Origin of the sequence: Pseudomonas edaphica, from assembly GCF_005863185.1 — a bacterium.
Taxonomy (GTDB): Bacteria; Pseudomonadota; Gammaproteobacteria; order Pseudomonadales; family Pseudomonadaceae; genus Aquipseudomonas; species Aquipseudomonas edaphica.
Window position 1 is genome coordinate 1 of the sequence record NZ_VBVZ01000031.1, and the last position, 21,189, is coordinate 21,189.

Here is a 21,189-nt window from a genome sequence, read left to right on the forward strand (position 1 = left end):
GGCTTAGCGCGGGAATGCTGGCGGGTTAACCCCGGCCATGTCTTCCATCACTCGAACCACCTGGCAGCTGTAGCCGAACTCGTTGTCGTACCACACGTACAGCACAACGCGGTTGTCCTGGGTAATGGTCGCTTCAGCGTCGACCACACCGGCGTGACGCGAGCCCACGAAGTCGGTGGACACCACTTCCTGCGAGTTAACGAAGTCGATCTGCTTATGCAGGTCGGAGTGCAGCGCCATGTAGCGCAGGTACTCGTTCATCTCTTCGCGGGTGGCGGCTTTCTCAAGGTTCAGGTTGAGAATGGCCATCGACACGTTCGGCGTCGGTACGCGGATCGCGTTACCGGTCAGCTTGCCGGCCAGCTCAGGCAGGGCCTTGGCAGCAGCGGTGGCGGCACCGGTCTCGGTGATCACCATGTTCAACGCGGCGCTACGGCCGCGGCGATCGCCTTTGTGGAAGTTGTCGATCAGGTTCTGGTCGTTGGTGTACGAGTGAACCGTTTCAACGTGACCATTCACGATGCCGAACTTGTCATTCACAGCCTTCAGCACCGGCACGATGGCGTTGGTGGTGCAGGAAGCAGCGGACACGATCTTGTCGTCAGCGGTGATTTCGCCGTGGTTGATACCGTGCACGATGTTCTTGAGCTTGCCCTTGCCAGGCGCAGTCAGCACAACGCGGTCGATACCTGGGCAGGCCAGGTGCTGGCCCAGGCCTTCGGCATCACGCCATACACCGGTGTTGTCCACCAGCAGTGCGTCCTTGATGCCGTATTGGGTGTAATCCACCTCGGCCGGGTTCTTCGCGTAGATCACCTGGATCAGGTTACCGTTGGCGGTGATGGTGTTGTTTTCTTCGTCGATGACGATGGTGCCGTTGAACGGGCCATGTACCGAGTCGCGGCGCAGCAGGCTGGCACGCTTGGTCAGGTCGTTCTCGGCGCCTTTACGCACCACGATGGCACGCAGGCGCAGGCCGTCGCCGCCACCGGTTTTTTCGATCAGGATGCGCGCCAGCAGGCGGCCGATACGACCGAAGCCGTACAACACCACGTCGGTGCCTTTGCGGGCTGCAGCGTTTTGCTGGCCAACCACATCGGCCATTTCTTCACGCACGAACTGCTCAGCGCTGCGGCCGGCACCTTCTTTGCGGAACTTGTAAGCCAACTTGCCCAGGTCTACCGAAGCCGCGCCGAGCTTGAGCTCGCTCATGGCTTTAAGCAGAGGGAATGTTTCGTGGACGGAGAGTTCGCTGTCGTCGGCAGAACGATGGCGAGCAAAGCGATGGGCTTTGAGAATCGCGATGACTGACTGGTTGATCAGGCTGCGGCCATAGATCGAGCTCACCACATTGTTATTGCGGTACAGCTGACCGATAAGCGGAATCATCGCTTCAGCGAGTGCTTCACGGTCGATCCATTCACCAAGACACTGGTCGGGCTTCTGAGTCACGGGAACCTTCCACATGTAGGGGCAGAAAAAAGGGGCTACATTATGCCGCCCGACCGGCCTCGGAGCAATGCGCGTCAGGCAACAAAAAGTGCTTGCGAAAAAATCACACACCGCTGCAGCCCAGTAAATACGCGGCTTCCAGAAGGCCGCTGGTTGAGCGCCAACGCCGACTTGTCCGTAACCCTCCGAAACATCTGCACAAAATGGCACTACATATTGAGTCAAAACCCGCCATTGTTTGTCTTAGCCACTACATTTCCTGCAAACCGTAATAGGTTCAGTCAGCAACTGACAGGCGGCACCTTGGGCCGCTACAATTACCGACTTTGTCGCAACGCTTGGAGCTCAACCTTCCGTGCCCGTTCTGCGTCTACCGCTTCTCCCTGCCGCGGCAGGTAAACAGCACTGGGGCAACCTGCCCGGTGCCGCCCTGAGCCTGGCCATTGCCGAGGCTGCCAGCGCAGCCAAGCGCTTTACCCTGCTGCTCACCGCCGACAGCCAAAGCGCCGAGCGGCTGGAGCAGGAGCTGAGCTTCTTCGCCCCCGATTTGCCGGTGCTGCACTTTCCCGACTGGGAAACCCTGCCCTACGATCTGTTCTCGCCGCACCAGGACATCATTTCCCAGCGCATTGCCAGCCTGTACCGCCTGCCGGAACTGGCGCACGGCGTGCTGGTGGTGCCGATCACCACCGCCCTGCACCGCCTGGCGCCGACCAAGTTCCTGCTCGGCAGCAGCCTGGTGCTGGATGTCGGCCAGAAACTCGATGTAGAGCAGATGCGCACGCGCCTGGAAGCCAGCGGCTACCGCTGCGTCGACACGGTGTACGAACACGGCGAATTCGCGGTGCGTGGTGCGTTGATCGACCTGTTCCCGATGGGCAGCAAACTGCCGTACCGCATCGACCTGTTCGATGACGAAATCGAGACGTTGCGCACCTTCGACCCGGACAACCAGCGCTCCATCGACAAAGTAGAGTCGATCAAGCTGCTGCCGGCGCGCGAATTCCCGCTGCAAAAAGACGCGGTCACGCGCTTCAAGGCGCGCTTTCGCGAACGCTTCGACGTCGACTTCCGCCGCTGCCCGATCTTTCAGGATTTAAGCAGCGGGATTACACCGGCCGGTATCGAGTACTACCTGCCGCTGTTCTTCGACGAAACCTCCACCCTGTTCGATTACCTGCCCGCAGACACCCAAGTGTTCTCGCTGCCGGGCATCGAGCAGGCGGCGGAAAACTTCTGGAACGACGTGCGCAACCGCTACGAAGAGCGCCGCGTCGACCCGGCGCGACCTTTATTGCCGCCCGCCGAGCTGTTCCTGCCGGTGGAAGACTGCTTCGCCCGCCTGAAAAACTGGCCGCGCGTGGTCGCCAGCCAGCAGGACGTGGACACCGGCAGTGGCCGCGAGCGTTTCCCGGCGAGCACGTTGCCGGACTTGGCGATCCAGGCCAAAGCCACCCAGCCACTGGAAGCGCTGTCGAATTTCCTTGGCGACTTCCCTGGCCGCGTGCTGTTTACCGCCGAATCCGCCGGCCGTCGCGAAGTGCTGCTGGAATTACTGGAACGCCTGAAGCTGCGCCCGAAAACCGTCGACAGCTGGCCGGATTTCGTCGCCAGCCAAGAGCGCCTGGCGATCACCATTGCGCCGCTGGACGAAGGCTTGTTGCTGGACGACCCGGCGCTGGCACTCATCGCCGAGAGCCCGCTGTTCGGTCAGCGCGTGATGCAGCGCCGGCGCCGTGAAAAACGCGCCGACGCCAACAACGATGCGGTGATCAAGACCCTCACCGAACTGCGCGAAGGCGCGCCGGTGGTGCATATCGACCACGGCGTGGGCCGCTACCTGGGCCTGCAGACCCTGGAGATCGACAACCAGGCCGCCGAATTCCTCACCATGGAATACGCCGAAGGCGCCAAGCTCTATGTGCCGGTGGCCAGCCTGCACCTGATCGCCCGCTATACCGGCAGCGACGACGCGCTGGCGCCGTTGCATCGCCTGGGCTCCGAGACCTGGCAGAAAGCCAAGCGCAAGGCCGCCGAACAGGTGCGCGACGTAGCGGCCGAGTTGCTCGACATTTATGCCCGCCGTGCCGCGCGCGAAGGCTATGCGTTTGCCGACCCGAAAGCCGACTACGCCACCTTCAGCGCCGGCTTTGCCTTCGAAGAAACTCCCGACCAGCAAACCACCATCGAAGCGGTGCGCGCCGATATGCTGGCGCCCAAGCCGATGGACCGCCTGGTCTGCGGCGACGTGGGCTTCGGCAAAACCGAAGTGGCCATGCGCGCGGCGTTTATTGCCGTGCACGGTGGCAAGCAAGTGGCGATTCTGGTGCCGACCACCCTGCTCGCCCAACAGCACTACAACAGCTTCCGTGATCGCTTTGCCGACTGGCCGGTGACCGTGGAAGTGATGAGCCGGTTCAAATCCGCCAAGGAAGTCAACGCCGCCGTCGCTGACCTGGCCGAGGGCAAGATCGATATCGTGATCGGCACGCACAAGCTGCTGTCGGACGATGTGAAGATCAAGAACCTGGGCCTGGTGATCATCGACGAAGAGCACCGCTTTGGTGTGCGTCAAAAAGAACAGCTCAAGGCCCTGCGCAGCGAAGTCGACATTCTTACGCTCACTGCGACGCCGATCCCACGCACGCTGAACATGGCCGTGTCGGGCATGCGCGACTTGTCGATCATTGCCACGCCGCCGGCGCGCCGGTTGTCGGTGCGCACCTTTGTGATGGAGCAGAACAAAAGCACGGTCAAGGAAGCACTGCTGCGCGAATTGCTGCGTGGCGGCCAGGTGTATTACCTGCACAACGACGTGAAGACCATCGAGAAATGCGCCGCCGACCTCGCCGAACTGGTGCCGGAAGCCCGTATTGCCATCGGCCACGGGCAGATGCGCGAACGCGAACTCGAACAAGTCATGAGCGACTTCTATCACAAGCGCTTCAACGTGCTGATTGCCTCGACCATCATCGAGACCGGCATCGACGTGCCAAGCGCCAACACCATCATCATCGAGCGCGCCGACAAGTTCGGCCTGGCGCAATTGCACCAGCTGCGTGGCCGTGTGGGCCGTAGTCACCACCAAGCCTATGCCTACCTGCTGACTCCGCCGCGCCAACAGATCACCTCCGATGCCGAAAAGCGCCTGGAAGCGATCGCCAATACCCAGGACCTCGGTGCCGGTTTTGTGCTGGCCACCAACGACCTGGAAATCCGTGGCGCCGGCGAACTGCTCGGCGACGGCCAGAGCGGGCAGATCCAGGCCGTGGGTTTCACCTTGTATATGGAGATGCTCGAGCGCGCAGTGAAAGCCATCCGCAAGGGCGAACAACCGAACCTCGACCAACCCTTGGGCGGCGGCCCGGAAATCAACCTGCGTTTGCCGGCGCTGATTCCCGAGGACTACCTGCCCGACGTGCATGCGCGGCTGATTCTGTACAAGCGCATCGCCTCGGCCACCGACGAAGAAGGCCTCAAGGACTTGCAAGTCGAGATGATCGACCGCTTCGGCCTGCTGCCCGAGCCAACCAAGAACCTGGTGCGCCTGACGCTGCTGAAATTGCAGGCCGAACAGTTGGGCATCAAGAAAGTCGACGCCGGGCCGCAGGGTGGGCGCATCGAGTTCGAGGCGCAAACGCCGGTGGACCCATTGGTGCTGATCAAACTGATTCAGGGCCAACCCAACCGCTACAAGTTCGAAGGGGCTACGCTGTTCAAATTCATGGTGCCGATGGAGCGTGCCGAAGAACGCTTCAATACCCTGGAGGCGCTGTTTGAGCGCCTCATCCCGAAATCTGCTTGAAGGACGCCCCCATGCGCCTGTTCCGCATTCTGAGCTTAGTGTTGGTGGTGGTCGCACCTTCGGCGTTTGCCGACAGCCCGTACCTGGTTGAAATGATCCTGGTGCGCCAGAACGCCGAACCGGTGATCAACAGCCGCGCCGCGCCGGAAAACTGGGATGCCGGCGCTGCGCGGTTGCCGACCGACAAGCTGAGCCCACCGCGGCTGGCCAACATCGTCGACAAGCTCAGTGCGGACAATAGTTACACCGTATTGCTGCACCGCGCCTGGGATCAGAACCTGGGCGAGCAACCCGTGAAGCTGGCCATTACCGACGGCCAGGAGCAGTTCGGCCAGTTCCCCATCGAAGGCACGCTGAACCTGCAACTGGGGCGCTTTACCGATATCGACGCGGATTTCTGGATCAACCAGTTCGACGCCAATGGCAGCGTGACTGCCAGCGAACACTTGAGCCAGCAAGACGTGCGCACCAAGAACAACCAACTCAATTACCTGGATGGCGGCCACTTGGCGCTGCTGATCAAGATCACTTCGCTGACCGCCAAACCACCCAGTGCGCCACCGCCCGACATTCAGGACTGATCCAGCGCCATGCCCCTGACGTCGTCGTTGACCAAACCCCTGGCCCCTTCGTGGGCCAATCGCTTTAAAGAGCAAAGCCTTGAGCGCGGGCGGCGCTACGCCCTGGAAAACCGTGTGCGCATCGTCGAGTCCGGCGACAGCACCATCATCGCCAGCTGCGAAGGCTCTGGCGGCAATGTTTACCGACAAACCATCTCGCTGCGCGAATCGGCCAAGGGCACGCTGATCCTGGTGGACAGCCGCTGCACCTGCCCGGTACACACCAACTGCAAACACATCGCGGCAGTGCTGCTCAAGGTCCAGGAAACCCTGGCTTACCCGGCCGCCGCGCAAGATGCCGAGCTGTTGGAAAAACTCCAGGCCGTGCTGGATAACCGCGTGGTGCTGCCACAGGTGGTGATGGAAGATGTGCGGCCAGTGCCGCGCCTGTGGCTGGCCAGCGTGGAGTTCAGCGCGTTTGAACCGCGTAATGGCAAGATGCAGCGCTATATCCAGCACCGTGCGGCGCTGTCGTTCAATTACCTGGGCAACTATGTCAGCGGGCAAAAAAACGCCGACATCATCGTGCGCCAGGAAACCCAGAGCCTGCGCATCAAGCGCCATCCGGAACTGGAGCAACCCTATCGCGAACAACTGCGCCTGCTGGGCTTCAAGATCGCTACACGCCAGAGCAAGGCCTTGCCGGAGAGTGCCGGTGAATTGTTCGAAATGGTCAATGACAGCGCCTGGTTGAACTTCACTCTCAACGCCTCGCCGACCTTGCGCGCCGAGGGTTGGGAGTTGCAGATCGATGAGGATTTCGGTTTCGACTTGAGCACCGTCGATGACTGGTACGCCACCGTCGATGAAGGCCCGGAACGCGACTGGTTCGACCTGGAGCTGGGGATTATCGTCAATGGCGAGCGCCTGAGCCTGTTGCCGATTTTGCTCAACTTGATGCGTTCGCATACCGAAATCCTCAACCCGGAAAAACTCGCCCGGCGCCGTGACGACGAGCTGATCCTGGTGAATATTCCCGGCCTGCCCAACGGCCACGGCCCGCTGCAAGTGGCGTTGCCGTACGGCAGGCTCAAGCCGGTACTGGCAACCCTTGGCGAGTTTTACCTACAGGAAACCGGCACCACCAGCTTGCGTCTGGCCAAAGCCGACGCCATTCGCCTGAACCCGCTGGAAGACCTGCCGCTGCAATGGGAAGGCGGTGAGAAGATCCGCAATTTCGCCCAGCGCCTGCGCGACATCAAGGACTTCACCTGCGTGGCGCCCGAGGGCTTGAACGCGACCTTGCGCCCGTATCAGCTGGAAGGCTTGAGCTGGATGCAGTCGCTGCGTCAGCTCGATGTCGGCGGGATCCTTGCCGATGACATGGGCCTGGGCAAAACCCTGCAGACCCTGGCGCATATTCTCAGCGAAAAGGCCGCCGGACGCCTCGACCGACCATGCATGGTGGTGATGCCCACCAGCCTGATTCCCAACTGGCTGGATGAAGCGGCGCACTTCACACCGCAACTGCGGGTGCAGGCGCTATACGGCGCCGGTCGCAAGAAACATTTCCCCCATTTGCAGGACTATGACCTGCTGCTGACCACCTACGCGCTGCTGCCCAAGGACATCGACACGCTCGCCGCCCTGCCCTTGCATGTGCTGATCCTCGATGAAGCCCAATACATCAAGAACCCCAACAGCAAGGCTGCCCAGGCCGCGCGCGAGCTCACTGCTCGCCAGCGCCTGTGCCTGAGCGGCACGCCGCTGGAAAACCACTTGGGCGAGCTGTGGTCGCTGTTCCACTTTTTGCTGCCGGGCTGGCTGGGTGACGTAAAAAGCTTCAACCGCGATTACCGCGTGCCCATCGAAAAGCGCGCCAGTGAGGTGCGCTTGCAACACCTCAACGGTCGGATAAAACCTTTCCTGCTGCGCCGCACCAAAGAGCAGGTGGCCACCGAGCTGCCGCCCAAGACCGAGATCATCCATTGGGTCGACCTCAATGAGGCACAGCGCGACGTGTACGAAACCATGCGCCTGGCCATGGACAAGAAGGTGCGCGACGAAATCACCCGCAAGGGCGTGGCGCGCAGCCAGATCATCATTCTTGAAGCGCTGCTCAAGTTGCGCCAGGTGTGTTGCGACCTGCGCCTGGTCAACGACGCCACCCTGCCCGCCCGTGGCAGCAGCTCGGGCAAACTCGACAGCCTGTTGGAGATGCTCGAAGAGCTGTTCGCCGAAGGGCGCCGGATATTGTTGTTCTCGCAGTTCACCTCGATGCTGAGCCTGATCGAAGCCGAGCTGAAAAAACGCGGCGTGCCCTACGCATTACTCACCGGCCAGACCCGCGACCGGCGCACGCCGGTGAAGGATTTCCAGAGCGGCAAGCTGCAGATTTTTCTGATCAGCCTGAAGGCCGGCGGCGTCGGTTTGAACCTGACCGAGGCGGATACGGTGATCCACTATGACCCGTGGTGGAACCCGGCGACGGAAAACCAGGCGACCGACCGTGCGTACCGCATCGGCCAGGAGAAGCCGGTGTTCGTCTATAAAATGATCGCGCGGGGCACGGTGGAGGAGAAGATCCAGCACCTGCAGAAGGAAAAGTCTGACCTGGCAGCAGGCGTGCTGGATGGGCGCACGACCGGGGATTGGCAGTTGGGTAATGAGGATATCGAGGCGTTGTTTGCGCCGTTGCCCAACAAGCAAGAGAAGCGCTGACGGTTAGATCGCTATCGCAGGCAAGCCAGCTCCCACCCTTGAATGTATTCACAAATCGAGAGTGGGAGCTGGCTTGCCTGCGATGGCAGCGACGCGGTGTTCAGTCGATCAACTGAGCATCGCGTAACGCGGTAAGCGCCACCAGCCAACGCGGATCCTGCTTGTACTCCGTAGAGGCAATCGCCTGCCCACGCATCCGCGCAATCCGCGCCGACGGCGTGACCTTCATGCGCTGCGCCGCAGTCAGTGCCAGCTCCGCAGCAGCACGGTCATTACACACCAACCCCATATCACAACCGGCCGTCAGCGCCGCCTCAATTCGACTGGCCGCATCACCGACCACATGGGCGCCGGCCATGGACAGGTCATCGCTGAAAATCACCCCATCAAATTGCAGCTCGCCGCGCAGAATGTCCTGCAACCAACGACGCGAGAAACCGGCGGGTTGGGCGTCCACTTGCGGATAAATGACGTGGGCCGGCATCACCGCCGCCAATTGCTTGCTCAGGCGTGCGAAAGGCACCAGGTCATTTGCGCGAATCTGTTCCAGGCTGCGCTCGTCGTTTGGAATCGCGACGTGGGAATCCGCCTCGGCCCAGCCATGGCCCGGGAAGTGTTTACCGGTGGCCGCCATACCGGCGCTGTTCATGCCGCGAATGAATGCACCCGCGAGCACGGCAGCGCGCTCCGGGTCACCTTCGAAGGAACGGGTGCCAACAACGGCGCTGCGTTGGTAGTCGAGGTCAAGCACCGGGGCGAAGCTCAGGTCGAGGCCGACCGCCAGCACTTCAGTGGCCATGATCCAGCCGCACTGCTCGGCCAGGTATTCGGCGTTGGGTTTATCCGCCAGCAGGCGCATGGCCGGCAGACGCACAAAGCCCTGGCGCAGGCGCTGCACACGCCCGCCTTCCTGATCGACCGCCAGCAGCAGGTCTGGGCGCACCGCGCGAATGGCCGCGCTCAATTCGCGCACTTGCCGCGGGTGCTCGATATTGCGCGCAAAAATGATCAACCCGCCTACTTCAGGCTGGCGCAACAACTGGCGATCCTCGGCCGTCAGCCAAGTACCGGCCACATCGACCATTAACGAACCTTGCAGGGCAGCAGTCATAAACTTTCCTTAAATAACGCACACAACCCGTTGCCCTCACCTGGCGCAATAAGCGCAGCGAGCACAACGGGTTGTGAGTAAATAGCTGAAATCGGCATGGCGGCTAGCTTAGCCGCCGCGCACACCTGGGGCAATCACGCCTTGGCGACGGCCGGCGTAGATTTGCTGCGCGCACGCAACTGGGCAGCGGCCATGACCGGGTCGGTCACGCCGGTTTCGGCGCGCATGCCGGCGGCAAGGAATGGCACCATCAGGCGCATCACTTGCTCGATGGAAGTATTGACGCCGAAATCGGTCTCGGCAATTGCGCGCAACGCCTTGATGCCGGACATGCTGAACGCGGCGGCGCCGAGCATGAAGTGCACACGCCAGAACAGTTCGATCGGCGGAATACGCGGAGCAGCTTCGTTGACCAGCAGCATGTAGCGACGGAACACCTTGCCGTACATGTCTTCCAGGTAACGGCGCAAGTGGCCCTGGCTCTGGCTGAAGTCCAGCCCTAACAGGCGCATGAAGATTGACAGGTCATTGCCGCTGCGCGGTTGAACCACCAAGGCTTGCTCAACCAGGATTTCCAGCAGGTCTTCCAGGCTTGGCTTGTTTTCGGGCTTGGTCTGGCGACGCTCCAGCTCACGGTCGAGGCTGGCGCAGAACGGCCCCAGGAAGCGCGAGAATACCGCCTGGATCAGGGCTTTTTTCGAGCCGAAATGATAGTTCACAGCGGCGAGGTTAACCCCAGCCTTGCTGGTAATCAGCCGCAATGAAGTTTCAGCAAATCCTTTTTCCGCGAACAATTGCTCGGCAGCATCGAGAATGCGTTCAACGGTTTCCGACTGGGCCATGGCTACTCCGCCTGACAAACACTTGTTTGAAACATACGTTTCAGGGTGTGTCTTGTCAAGCCTGCGAGGCCGTTTTCCGGCCGGGCAGTCATCTATTTCATCGCTATTTAATCACATCCTTCGCGCCCTGTAGGCAGCGCTGTCTATGCCTTGCAGGAAGAGTGACAGACGACCGTCCAGCGGAGTGCCAAAAAAGGATGATTGCCAAGCGCAGTTCACTGTATATAATCCCAGTCACTGTATAAAAAGACAGAGCGATCAACATGCTAAAACTGACGCCACGCCAAGCTGAGATTCTGGCTTTTATCAAGCGCTGCCTCGACGACAACGGCTACCCGCCGACGCGAGCGGAAATTGCGCTGGAACTGGGGTTCAAGTCCCCCAACGCCGCCGAAGAACACCTCAAGGCCCTCGCCCGCAAAGGCGCGATCGAGATGACCCCAGGTGCTTCACGCGGTATTCGCATCCCTGGCTTTGAAGCCAAGGCCGACGAATCGACCCTGCCGATCATCGGTCGCGTCGCCGCCGGTGCGCCGATCCTGGCGCAGCAGCACGTCGAAGAGTCCTGCAACATCAACCCGACGTTCTTCCATCCGCGTGCCGACTACCTGTTGCGCGTACACGGCATGAGCATGAAGGACGTGGGCATTTTCGACGGTGATCTGCTGGCCGTCCACACCACTCGCGAAGCCCGTAATGGTCAGATCGTCGTCGCCCGTATCGGCGACGAAGTCACCGTCAAACGCTTCAAGCGCGAAGGCAGCAAGGTCTGGCTTATGGCCGAGAACCCTGAGTTCGCCCCGATTGAAGTGAACCTGAAAGATCAGGACCTGGTGATCGAAGGCTTGAGCGTCGGCGTTATTCGCCGCTAAAGGAGGCACCATGCAACTCGTGCACACCCCACAACACACACAACTGTCGCTGTTCGAGGCCTTTATGGCCCAACCCCTTGCGCCCATTCTCAAGGAAGCGGTCGAGGCCCCTTGGGGCTCCGAACCTGAGGCGTTCAGTGAACTGGCGTTGCGCGGTGCTGCCGGGAGCTGCCTGAGCCTGCTGGCGCCGATCCTTCGAGAATTGAGCGAGGAGCAGGACGCACGCTGGCTGACGCTGATTGCCCCACCCGCCAGCCTGACCCAGGCCTGGCTGCGGGACGCCGGGCTCAACCGTGAGCGCATCCTGCTGCTGCAACCGCGCGGTGCGCAAAGTGCTCAGCAACTGACGTGCGAAGCCTTGCGCCTGGGGCGCAGCCACACGGTGGTGAGCTGGTTGAACCCACTGAATGCAACAGCCAAGCAGCAGCTGATCAGCGCCGCGCGCACGGGCGATGCGCAGAGTTTGAATATTCGATTGGGGTAATGGGATCTGCTGCAGGCCAGCCGTATGGATGGGCTTGTTATGGCAGGCGAGCCTGTTGTGGCAGGTGAGCTTGTTGTGGCGAGCGAGCTTGCTCGCGCTGGGCTGCGCAGCAGCCCCAAAACCAGGCACCGTGGAATACCTGATACAGCGCATTAAATCTATTCAGGGCCGCTTCGCAGCCCAGCGGGAGCAAGCTCCCTCGCCACAGAAGCCCGGTCGTCAGAACACTTCCGAGAGCGCGTCATTGCTACTCAGTGAAGCACCCGCGGCCCATCTTCCTTCTCCGGCTCGCCTTCGGCCAGGCGACCAGCCATCTGCACACCAACGCTCAACATGGCTTTTGCCACTTCTACATGTTGGCCCTGCAGGAACACTTTTGCATCTTCGGAAAAATCCAAAATAACCAGAGAACCCTCGTCCTCGGCCCTGCGCAGCTCGATTCGGCCGTCAGGCAACTCTACAATTTCCAGAAAGGACGTTGGCATATAAGTCTGTTCTCCACGAAAGGCCGGGATTATATCAGTCATCCACCCAGCCTCGCTGAGGATCTGAACAGGTTTCTTAACGGCTTGATGAATGGTGCTCTTCGGCAAGACTGCTCTCAATGTGGGAGCTGGCTTGCCTGCGATTACGGTGCATCAGCAAATGGCCGGCAAGCTGACCCAGCCTATCGCAGGCAAGCCAGCTCCCACCTTTGTTCAGCGCAAACCTCTTAACACTCGTTCAAGCCTTCACGAAACCGCAACGCCATCTTCTTCAGCTCCTGGCGCCAGCTTTCCAGCTCTTCGCGGCTCAAGGGCTTGGGCTCATCCTCTCCCAGCGCAACGGCCACGATCAGCGGCTGTGTCACATCACCCTTGGGCACATGGGGAACACGCGGCGGCTGGAACATATCCGCATGCGCTTTGAGCAATCGAGCAACCCAACTGTCGGGGCTCTGCGCCATTTCCACCAGTTCGGCCAGTTCAGGAATCGCCATGCTGTCCAGCACTTCGCGGTTCATGAGCATTTCTGCGCGTGGTGCGCCCGCCTGGGGCAAGCGGTAGAACCCGGCAATTTCATGGCACAGGCCCAGCAAAGCGCCATAGAGGTGGAACAACGCCGCCTCACGCCCGGCCTGGACCAGCGCGATGGCATTCATCTCCTTCCCTTCCTCGGCGCGGCCAAGGGCTTCCAGGGACAAACCCGCGAAGTAAATTTTCTGATTGGTACGGGTATAGAGTTCGTTGGCCATAACGGCAATCTCCACAACGAAATAAGCGTGATGCTGGCTGAACAGTGTCACGGATCAGCCAAGTTTCCTGCAAGCGTAAAAAAAGGCCGCCTTTTCAGGCGGCCTTTGTAGCTGGCAGATCAGCCGATCAAGCGCCCTGGCGCTTGTCCTCGACCTTCCACTTGCCGCCGTCGTAGAAGGCTTTCCAGCCGGTAGGCTTGCCGTCCACTTCGGTCTGCACGTACTGCTCCTTGGTTTTGCGGCTGTAGCGGATCACGGACGGGCGACCGTCGGGATCCTTCTTCGGCGCTTCACACAGGAAGTGGTACTTCGGATCGATCTCGTCCTTGTGCGGCACGATCTCCATCACCAAGGGTGCACGGGTCTCGCGGTTTTTCGGGAACTGGCTGGCCGCCAGGAACAGACCCGAAGCGCCGTCACGCAGGATGTAGGTGTCGTTGACCTTCTCGCACTTGAGTTCAGGCATCTTCACCGGGTCCATCTTCGGCGGCGCCGCGTCACCGCTTTTGAGCAGTTTGCGCGTGTTCTTGCAAGTCGGGTTGGTGCAGCCGAAGAACTTGCCGAAACGACCGGTCTTGAGCTGCATCTCGCTGCCGCACTTGTCGCATTCCAGGCTCGGACCTTCGTAGCCTTTGATGCGGTAGGTGCCCTCTTCGATCTCGTAGCCATTGCAATCCGGGTTGTTACCGCATATGTGCAACTTATGCTTCTCGTCGAGCAGGTAGGCGTCCATCGCCGTGCTGCAGATCGGGCAACGGTGCTTGCCGCGCAGTACCAGCGACTCGGATTCACCCTCGTCGTCGGCGGCAATCTCATCGCCTGGCACCAGGTTAACGGTGGCCTTGCAGCGCTCTTTCGGCGGCAGGCTGTAGCCCGAGCAACCGAGGAACACACCGGTGGATGCGGTACGAATCTGCATCGGGCGGCCGCACGTCAGGCACGGGATGTCGGTCATCACCGGTTGGTTGGCGCGCATGCCGCTTTCAGGGCTTTCGGCTACTTCGAGTTTCTTTTTGAAGTCGCCGTAGAACTCATCCAGCACGTTTTTCCAGTCGCGTTCGCCCTGCGCCACGTCATCGAGGTTCTCTTCCATGCCGGCGGTGAAGCCGTAATCCATGAGGTTGGAGAAGCTCTCGGACAGGCGTTCGGTGACGATGTCGCCCATCTTTTCCGAGTAGAAACGACGGTTGTGCAGCGCTACGTAGCCACGGTCCTGGATGGTCGAGATGATTGCCGCATAGGTCGAAGGACGACCAATACCGCGTTTTTCCATCTCTTTTACCAGGCTGGCTTCAGAGTAACGCGCCGGCGGCTTGGTGAAGTGCTGGGACGGGTCGAGCTTGATCAGCTTCAACGTGTCGCCCTGGGCCATGTCCGGCAGCACGTCGTCATCGCCTGGCTTGGCGATTTGCGGCATCACGCGGGTATAGCCGTCGAACTTGAGGATACGGCCCTTGGCACGCAGCTCGAAGTCGCCTGCGCCCACGCTGACGGTGGTGGACAGGTATTGCGCCGGCAGCATCTGGCAGGCCAGGAACTGGCGCCAGATCAGCTCGTAGAGGCGCTCAGCATCACGCTCCATGCCGCTCAGCTTGCTTGGCTCGGTGTTGGCGTCGGAAGGACGAATCGCTTCGTGAGCCTCTTGTGCGCCTTCCTTGCTGCTGTAGACGTTCGGCTTTTCCGGCAGGTACTTCTTGCCGAACTCGCTTTCAATATAAGTGCGCGCCATCGCCACCGCGTCTTGCGACAGGTTGGTGGAGTCGGTACGCATATACGTGATGTAGCCGGCTTCGTACAAGCGCTGGGCCATCATCATGGTCTTCTTCACGCCAAAGCCCAGGCGGTTGCTCGCGGCCTGTTGCAAGGTGGACGTGATGAACGGCGCCGACGGCTTGCTGCTGGTTGGCTTGTCTTCGCGCTTGACGATGCTATAGCTGGAAGCCTTGAGCTTCTCCAGCGCGGCCATGGCCTGGGCTTCGTTCAGCGGCTTGAAGGCCTCGCCTTTCTCACGGGCCACTTCAAAGCGCACGTTGGCGCCCTTGGCAGTACCCAGGTCAGCGTGGACTTCCCAGTATTCTTCGGGGTTGAACGCACGAATCTCGCGCTCACGCTCCACCACCAGCTTGACCGCTACCGATTGCACACGGCCGGCGGACAGGCCACGGGCGATTTTCGCCCACAGCAGTGGCGAGACCATGTAACCCACCACGCGGTCGAGGAAACGACGCGCCTGCTGGGCGTTAACACGGTCGATATCCAGCTCACCCGGCTTGGAGAAGGCTTCCTGGATGGCTTTCTTGGTGATTTCGTTGAACACCACACGCTTGTAGCGGCTGTCATCACCGCCGATGGCTTCGCGCAGGTGCCAGGCAATGGCTTCCCCTTCGCGGTCCAAGTCCGTCGCGAGATAGATGGTGTCGGCATCTTTGGCGAGCCGGCGCAGCTCTTCGATGACCTTTTCCTTGCCCGGAAGGATTTCGTACTTAGCCTTCCAGCCGTGATCCGGGTCCACACCCATGCGTGAGACCAGCTGCTTGCGCGCTTTCTCTTTAGGGCTGAGCACCGGACCTTGCCGCGCTTGGCGGCAGGCTCCTTGCTGGCGCTAGCCGAACCGCTGGTGGGCAGGTCTCGGATATGGCCGATACTCGACTTCACCACGTACTCGTTGCCCAAGTACTTGTTGATGGTCTTGGCCTTAGCCGGGGATTCCACAATGACCAGCGATTTGCCCATGGATCGGAAAATTCCTGAATTCGAGAAGTGAAAGGCAGTTGGCGCCTGTCGCGGCAACGCTATATATAGTGGCAACAAGGTGAGGTCAAGCGCAGCATTCTGCGCGGCCTGCCGTTATTGCCCTGAAAAAAGACTGGGTTCGACCTGCACCAAAGCAAAGCGCGGGACCTGCTCGCCGTCAACTTCGACGGTCTGAAGGAACATGCTCAATGGGCGCACCCAAAAGCCGTAATCGCCATACAGTGCTTGGTAAAACACCACTTCTTCTTCGGTCTCGGAGTGCCGCGCCACATTAAAAACGCGGTACTGCGGGCCCTTATAATGTTGGTAGAGCCCTGGTTCGACTTTCATGCTTTGGCCCTCGTGCAATATTTGTTGAAAAAAAATATTAAAAATTCCAAAAAACAAAAACCGGGGCACTGGGCCCCGGCTTCCGTCAGCGAAACGTTTAGATACGTTCGAAGACGGTGGAAATGCCTTGGCCGAGACCAATGCACATGGTTGCAACCCCAAGGTTGCCGCCATTTTGCTTCATCACGTTAAGCAAAGTGCCGGAGATACGTGCACCGGAGCAACCGAATGGGTGGCCCAAGGCAATCGCGCCGCCGTGCAGGTTAACCTTCTCGTTCATCTTGTCGAGTACTTTCAAATCTTTCAGCACTGGCAGGGCCTGTGCGGCGAAAGCTTCGTTGAGCTCGAAGAAGTCGATATCGGAGATGGTCAGGCCCGCGCGCTTCAAGGCTTTTTGTGTGGCCGGTACTGGACCATAGCCCATGATTGCCGGGTCCACACCTGCCACTGCCATCGAACGGATCACCGCCATCGGCTGAATGCCCAGGTCCTGGGCACGTTGCGCCGACATCACGATCATGCACGAAGCACCGTCGGTGATTTGCGACGACGTACCGGCTGTCACGGTGCCGCCCTTGGGATTGAAGGCGGGTTTCAAGGCCGCCAGGCTTTCCAGGGTGGTATCCGGACGAATGGTTTCGTCGTAGTCGAACAGTTTGAGGAAACCGTTCTCGTCGTAACCGTTCATCGGGATGATTTCATCCTTGAACTTGCCTTCCACGGTCGCCTTGTGGGCCAACTGGTGGGAACGCACGCCGAATGCGTCTTGGGCTTCGCGGGTAATGCCGTGCATTTTGCCGAGCATTTCTGCGGTGAGGCCCATCATGCCCGAGGCTTTTGCCGCGTACAGCGACATGTGCGGGTTAGGGTCGACGCCGTGCATCATGCTGACGTGGCCCATGTGCTCCACGCCGCCGACCACGAAAACATCGCCGTTGCCGGTCATGATCGCTTGCGCAGCGGTGTGCAGCGCGCTCATCGACGAACCACACAGGCGGCTGACGGTCTGGCCAGCTGCGGTGTGCGGGATCTGGGTCATCAACGACGCCATGCGCGCGATGTTCCAGCCCTGCTCCAGGGTCTGGTTGACGCAGCCCCAGATCACGTCTTCGACTTCGTTAGGGTCGACCTTGACGTTACGCTCCAGCAATTTGCTGATCAGGTGCGCCGACATGTCTTCGGCGCGGGTGTTGCGGTGCATGCCGCCCTTGGAGCGGCCCATTGGCGTGCGACCGAAGTCGACAATCACCACGTCTCTTGGATTCAAGCTCATAAATATTCTCGCTCTAGTCGTCTGGGCGCTTAACCGAAGAAGCTCTGGCCGTTTTTGGCCATTTCACGCAGCTTCGCGGTCGGGTGGTACAGCGGGCCCAAATCAGCGTATTTGTCAGCCAGGGCAACGAACTCAGCCACACCGATCGAGTCGATGTAACGCAGCGCACCACCACGGAATGGAGGGAAACCAATACCGTACACCAGGCCCATATCGGCCTCGGCGGCGGTTTCAACGATGCCGTCTTCCAGGCAACGCACGGTTTCCAGGCACAGGGCGATCATCATCCAGTTGATGATGTCCTCATCGGACACCTCACGCTGCTCGTAGATGACTGGCGCGAGTACTTCGTGAACCGACGGGTCGGCCACTTTCTTCTGCTTGCCCTTCTTGTCAGCCTCGTAGGCGTAGAAGCCTTTGCCGTTTTTCTGGCCCAGGCGCTTGGCCTCGTAGAGCGCGTCGATCGCCGAGCGGCGGTCGTCTTTCATGCGGTCCGGGAAGCCTTCAGCCATCACGTCACGACCGTGGTGGCCCGTGTCGATACCGACCACGTCCATCAGGTACGCCGGGCCCATTGGCCAGCCGAATTTTTCCATAACCTTGTCGATGCGTACGAAGTCGACACCGGCGCTGACCAGCTTGGCGAAACCGCCGAAGTACGGGAACAGTACGCGGTTGACCAGGAAGCCCGGGCAGTCATTGACCACGATCGGGTTCTTGCCCATTTTCTTGGCGTAGGCAACGGTGGTGGCAACCGCCAACTCGCTGGACTTCTCGCCACGGATCACTTCCACCAGCGGCATCATGTGTACCGGGTTGAAGAAGTGCATGCCGACGAAGTTTTCCGGACGCTTGAGGGCTTTGGCCAGCAGCGAGATGGAAATGGTCGAAGTGTTCGAGGCCAGGATAGTGTCGTCTTTAACCTGGGCTTCCACTTCAGCCAGTACGGCTTGCTTGACCTTCGGGTTTTCGACTACGGCTTCGACCACCAGGTCGACGTGACCGAAATCGCCGTAGGACAGCGTAGGACGAATGCCGTTAAGCACTTCAGCCATCTTCGCGGCGGTCATGCGACCTTTATCAACGCGGCCCACCAGCAGCTTGGCGGCTTCTGCCAGGCCTTGCTCGATGCCGTGCTCGTTGATGTCTTTCATCAGGATCGGCGTGCCTTTGGACGCCGACTGATAGGCGATACCGCCGCCCATGATACCGGCGCCCAGTACGGCAGCCTGTTTCACGTCGCGGGCGATTTCGTCGTAGGCCTTGGCCTTTTTCTTCAGTTCCTGATCGTTCAGGAACAGGCCGATCAAGCTTTGTGCTGCCGAGGTTTTCGCCAGTTTGACGAAACCTGCCGCTTCCAATTCCAGGGCTTTGTCGCGACCGAAGTTCGCAGCTTTCTGGATGGTCTTGATCGCTTCAACCGGCGCCGGGTAGTTCGGGCCGGCCTGGCCGGCCACAAAACCTTTGGCGGTTTCGAACGACATCATTTGTTCGATGGCGTTGAGCTTGAGTTTTTCCAGCTTCGGCTGACGCTTGGCCTTGTAGTCAAATTCGCCGCTGATGGCGCCTTTGATCAGGTTCAGGGCGGCTTCAGCCAGTTTGTCCGGGGCAACCACGGCATCGACTGCACCGACTTTCAGCGCGTCTTCGGCACGGTTTTCTTTACCGGCGGCGATCCACTCGATCGCGTTGTCAGCGCCGATCAGGCGCGGCAGACGCACAGTGCCGCCGAAACCTGGGTAGATGCCCAGTTTGACTTCAGGCAGGCCGATTTTGGCGGTGGCCGACATGACGCGGAAGTCTGCAGCCAGGCACATTTCCAGGCCGCCGCCCAACGCGATGCCATTGATGGCAGCCACGGTTGGCACGTTGAGGTCTTCGAAATCGCTGAAAATCTTGTTGGCTTCGAGGTTGCCGGCCACAAGCTCTGCATCGGGCAGCTTGAAGTTGTCGACGAATTCGGTGATGTCAGCGCCGACGATAAACACGTCCTTGCCGCTGGAGACGATCACGCCCTTGACCGAAGCATCTGCTTTGATGGTGTCTACGGCCTGACGCAGTTCGTTCAGGGTTAGACGGTTGAACTTGTTGACGGACTCACCCTTGAGGTCGAATTTCAGTTCGACGATGCCACTTTCAAGAGCCTTAACCGTGATGGCTTTACCTTCGTAAATCATCAACTGATCTCCACGATATGGAAGCTGAACAGTACACACTGGACGCTGGCCTATTGGTTGGACATTGATAGTTGCCTCAATGCTCATGCCAATCCGCCAGGCACACCCGCCAATGCGCTAGTCGGGGTTCTGTATGAGTCGTCTGACAGACAAACGCTCAATTCATACGCCCGTTTGATTTGGGTACGTCACCTTCATCCAATTCAGGGCAATTGTCAATCGCTCGAAAGGCCAGGAAAAACGCGACTTTCCAGTCAGTTCAGAACTCCACGCCCACGCCTGCGCCCTGTCAATATTCAAATATTCACAGAATCAATAATAAAAAAGATGTGGGAAAAGGCTGTACAGAATCGGATATGCCGCTAGGCTTGCGACAACCGCAAAGCGCCCCGTGATGAACACCCGGCGCGAGGAACACAGAATTACCGGCCTGCCTGGCCAACTCCAGCCCGATGATGATGTCGGGCTTTTTAATGCCTGTCTTTTAACGCTAATGGCGTCATGCCAGGGCCTTGAGCAGCGTATCGATGTCCTTCAGCACACTGGCCTCACCCTTCTCGCCCCAATACAGGGCGATCATTTGCTTGTCGGCCTCGACCTTGTAGACGTTGGCCGGCAACGTCGCAAAATGCGGCAACAACTTTTCATCCTCACACACTTCACGCCATTGATTGACCCATACGCCTGGCGACATTTGCCAATAACTCCACAGGGCCGGCGTGCTGCCCCGCCGTGGTCTGCAGTACTGCGCGCAGGGGCTCGGCGGCTCTTGCGCAAGCCAGTGCGGCCACTCCTGTGGCGCCAATTGCATGGCCAAACCGATGCGGCGCGCCTCCATGCGCAGGGCCATGCGCCCGCTCTGATGGCGCGACGGGCGCAGCCAGGCCAGGGGGCTAAGAACCACCAGAAGGATTGACACCACTATCCAGACCGTCATATGTGTACTCCCGAATTTCTAGATGCGCGGATTTGAGCTGACGCAACCCATCCGCTTGAAACCAGCCATACTGAACTTATTGCAGTCTCCTGGAGGAACGCGCCATGCCCAACGAACATTCCTACAAACATATCCTGGTCGCGGTCGATCTGACCGAAGAGTGCGACCCGGTTATCAAGCGCGCTCAGGCTTCAGCAATCGCCAACGGCGCCAAGCTGTCACTCGTGCATATCGTCGAGCCCATGGCCATGGCCTTTGGTGGCGACGTACCCATGGACCTTTCCCAGTTGCAGCAACAGCAGTTTGACCAGGCCAAAGAGCGCCTGGACCGTTTGATTCTCAAGTACCCGCACTTGAAAAAGGAAGACTGCCACCTCACCTACGGCCAACCGCGCCAGGAAATCCATCACCTGGCCAAAGAGCAGAACTGCGACCTGATCGTGGTCGGCAGCCATGGTCGTCATGGCCTGGCGTTGTTGCTGGGTTCTACCGCCAATGACGTGCTGCACGGCGCGCCGTGTGATGTGCTGGCGGTCAAGCTGGTAAAAAGCTCGTAAGGCCGATGAAGATCTAATGTGGGAGCTGGCTTGCCTGCGATAGCCTCACCTCGGTCTGCCTGAAGCACCGAGGTGCCTGC

At 59.9% G+C, this 21,189-nt stretch carries 15 protein-coding genes and 1 pseudogene; 6 read left to right on the forward strand and 10 right to left on the reverse strand.

The window, feature by feature from the left end; all coding sequences use genetic code 11:
- Positions 1-3 precede the first annotated feature (3 nt).
- The gene (locus FEM54_RS03590) at positions 4-1,467 is read right to left on the reverse strand and encodes a glyceraldehyde-3-phosphate dehydrogenase (RefSeq protein WP_017137429.1); all 1,464 of its coding nucleotides are present in this window, start codon (positions 1,465-1,467) and stop codon (positions 4-6) included.
- Positions 1,468-1,807: 340 nt separating this feature from the next.
- Here FEM54_RS03590 and mfd point away from each other — a divergent pair, with 340 nt between their 5' ends.
- The 3 genes from mfd to FEM54_RS03605 are packed head-to-tail and all read left to right on the forward strand — an operon-like array spanning position 1,808 to position 8,538.
- On the forward strand, positions 1,808-5,257 hold the full coding sequence (gene mfd / locus FEM54_RS03595) for a transcription-repair coupling factor (RefSeq protein WP_138449560.1): 3,450 nt from the start codon (positions 1,808-1,810) through the stop codon (positions 5,255-5,257).
- Between the two features lie 11 nt (positions 5,258-5,268).
- Positions 5,269-5,838, forward strand: coding sequence for a CsiV family protein (locus FEM54_RS03600; RefSeq protein WP_138449562.1), 570 nt, complete (start codon positions 5,269-5,271; stop codon positions 5,836-5,838).
- Positions 5,839-5,847: 9 nt separating this feature from the next.
- A complete protein-coding gene (locus FEM54_RS03605) occupies positions 5,848-8,538 on the forward strand; it encodes a DEAD/DEAH box helicase (protein ID WP_099548677.1) in 2,691 nt (896 codons plus the stop codon).
- A 100-nt stretch (positions 8,539-8,638) separates the two neighbouring features.
- On the opposite strand, the gene nagZ is transcribed toward FEM54_RS03605, so the two are convergent.
- Positions 8,639-9,649 (reverse strand): beta-N-acetylhexosaminidase, encoded by a 1,011-nt coding sequence (gene nagZ, locus FEM54_RS03610; RefSeq protein WP_017137425.1) that lies wholly within the window; start codon positions 9,647-9,649, stop codon positions 8,639-8,641.
- Between the two features lie 134 nt (positions 9,650-9,783).
- Positions 9,784-10,491 (reverse strand): TetR/AcrR family transcriptional regulator, encoded by a 708-nt coding sequence (locus tag FEM54_RS03615; RefSeq protein ID WP_138449563.1) that lies wholly within the window; start codon positions 10,489-10,491, stop codon positions 9,784-9,786.
- Between the two features lie 263 nt (positions 10,492-10,754).
- Between FEM54_RS03615 and lexA the strand changes: the two genes are divergently transcribed.
- Together lexA and sulA are read left to right on the forward strand one after the other, a co-directional pair.
- On the forward strand, positions 10,755-11,363 hold the full coding sequence (gene lexA, locus FEM54_RS03620; RefSeq protein ID WP_017137423.1) for a transcriptional repressor LexA: 609 nt from the start codon (positions 10,755-10,757) through the stop codon (positions 11,361-11,363).
- Positions 11,364-11,373: 10 nt separating this feature from the next.
- On the forward strand, positions 11,374-11,847 hold the full coding sequence (gene sulA, locus FEM54_RS03625; protein WP_138449565.1) for an SOS-induced cell division inhibitor SulA: 474 nt from the start codon (positions 11,374-11,376) through the stop codon (positions 11,845-11,847).
- A 251-nt stretch (positions 11,848-12,098) separates the two neighbouring features.
- Here sulA and FEM54_RS03630 read toward each other — a convergent pair whose 3' ends face one another.
- The 7 genes and pseudogenes from FEM54_RS03630 to FEM54_RS03660 form a co-directional block, all read right to left on the reverse strand.
- Entirely contained in the window at positions 12,099-12,332 is a 234-nt protein-coding gene (locus FEM54_RS03630) for a hypothetical protein (protein ID WP_010212068.1), read from the reverse strand.
- Between the two features lie 227 nt (positions 12,333-12,559).
- Positions 12,560-13,081: a DUF6586 family protein gene (locus FEM54_RS03635; protein ID WP_026013729.1), complete on the reverse strand. Its 522-nt coding sequence runs from the start codon at positions 13,079-13,081 to the stop codon at positions 12,560-12,562.
- A gap of 127 nt (positions 13,082-13,208) precedes the next feature.
- Positions 13,209-15,814, reverse strand: a pseudogene (gene topA, locus FEM54_RS03640) (type I DNA topoisomerase).
- A 114-nt stretch (positions 15,815-15,928) separates the two neighbouring features.
- Complete coding sequence (locus tag FEM54_RS03645; protein WP_056857286.1) at positions 15,929-16,165, reverse strand: DUF1653 domain-containing protein; 237 nt, start codon at positions 16,163-16,165, stop codon at positions 15,929-15,931.
- Positions 16,166-16,262: 97 nt separating this feature from the next.
- Complete coding sequence (fadA, locus tag FEM54_RS03650) at positions 16,263-17,438, reverse strand: acetyl-CoA C-acyltransferase FadA (RefSeq protein ID WP_017137418.1); 1,176 nt, start codon at positions 17,436-17,438, stop codon at positions 16,263-16,265.
- Positions 17,439-17,467: 29 nt separating this feature from the next.
- Positions 17,468-19,615 carry a fatty acid oxidation complex subunit alpha FadB gene (gene fadB, locus FEM54_RS03655; RefSeq protein WP_138449567.1) on the reverse strand — a complete coding sequence of 716 codons (2,148 nt, stop codon included), beginning with the start codon at positions 19,613-19,615 and terminating at the stop codon, positions 17,468-17,470.
- A gap of 499 nt (positions 19,616-20,114) precedes the next feature.
- On the reverse strand, positions 20,115-20,552 hold the full coding sequence (locus FEM54_RS03660; RefSeq protein WP_017137416.1) for a hypothetical protein: 438 nt from the start codon (positions 20,550-20,552) through the stop codon (positions 20,115-20,117).
- Positions 20,553-20,656: 104 nt separating this feature from the next.
- Between FEM54_RS03660 and FEM54_RS03665 the strand changes: the two genes are divergently transcribed.
- The gene (locus FEM54_RS03665) at positions 20,657-21,109 is read left to right on the forward strand and encodes a universal stress protein (protein ID WP_056857288.1); all 453 of its coding nucleotides are present in this window, start codon (positions 20,657-20,659) and stop codon (positions 21,107-21,109) included.
- The last annotated feature ends 80 nt before the right edge of the window (positions 21,110-21,189 follow it).

What these genes read in the sequence shown, in the direction of transcription:
- FEM54_RS03590 (WP_017137429.1), bottom strand. Translation starts at nt 1,467, where the DNA reads ATGTGGAAGGTTCCCGTGACTCAGAAGCCCGACCAGTGTCTTGGTGAA.
- FEM54_RS03600 (WP_138449562.1), top strand. Translation starts at nt 5,269, where the DNA reads ATGCGCCTGTTCCGCATTCTGAGCTTAGTGTTGGTGGTGGTCGCACCT.
- FEM54_RS03605 (WP_099548677.1), top strand. Translation starts at nt 5,848, where the DNA reads ATGCCCCTGACGTCGTCGTTGACCAAACCCCTGGCCCCTTCGTGGGCC.
- nagZ (WP_017137425.1), bottom strand. Translation starts at nt 9,649, where the DNA reads ATGACTGCTGCCCTGCAAGGTTCGTTAATGGTCGATGTGGCCGGTACT.
- FEM54_RS03615 (WP_138449563.1), bottom strand. Translation starts at nt 10,491, where the DNA reads ATGGCCCAGTCGGAAACCGTTGAACGCATTCTCGATGCTGCCGAGCAA.
- lexA (WP_017137423.1), top strand. Translation starts at nt 10,755, where the DNA reads ATGCTAAAACTGACGCCACGCCAAGCTGAGATTCTGGCTTTTATCAAG.
- sulA (WP_138449565.1), top strand. Translation starts at nt 11,374, where the DNA reads ATGCAACTCGTGCACACCCCACAACACACACAACTGTCGCTGTTCGAG.
- FEM54_RS03630 (WP_010212068.1), bottom strand. Translation starts at nt 12,332, where the DNA reads ATGCCAACGTCCTTTCTGGAAATTGTAGAGTTGCCTGACGGCCGAATC.
- FEM54_RS03635 (WP_026013729.1), bottom strand. Translation starts at nt 13,081, where the DNA reads ATGGCCAACGAACTCTATACCCGTACCAATCAGAAAATTTACTTCGCG.
- FEM54_RS03645 (WP_056857286.1), bottom strand. Translation starts at nt 16,165, where the DNA reads ATGAAAGTCGAACCAGGGCTCTACCAACATTATAAGGGCCCGCAGTAC.
- fadA (WP_017137418.1), bottom strand. Translation starts at nt 17,438, where the DNA reads ATGAGCTTGAATCCAAGAGACGTGGTGATTGTCGACTTCGGTCGCACG.
- fadB (WP_138449567.1), bottom strand. Translation starts at nt 19,615, where the DNA reads ATGATTTACGAAGGTAAAGCCATCACGGTTAAGGCTCTTGAAAGTGGC.
- FEM54_RS03660 (WP_017137416.1), bottom strand. Translation starts at nt 20,552, where the DNA reads ATGACGGTCTGGATAGTGGTGTCAATCCTTCTGGTGGTTCTTAGCCCC.
- FEM54_RS03665 (WP_056857288.1), top strand. Translation starts at nt 20,657, where the DNA reads ATGCCCAACGAACATTCCTACAAACATATCCTGGTCGCGGTCGATCTG.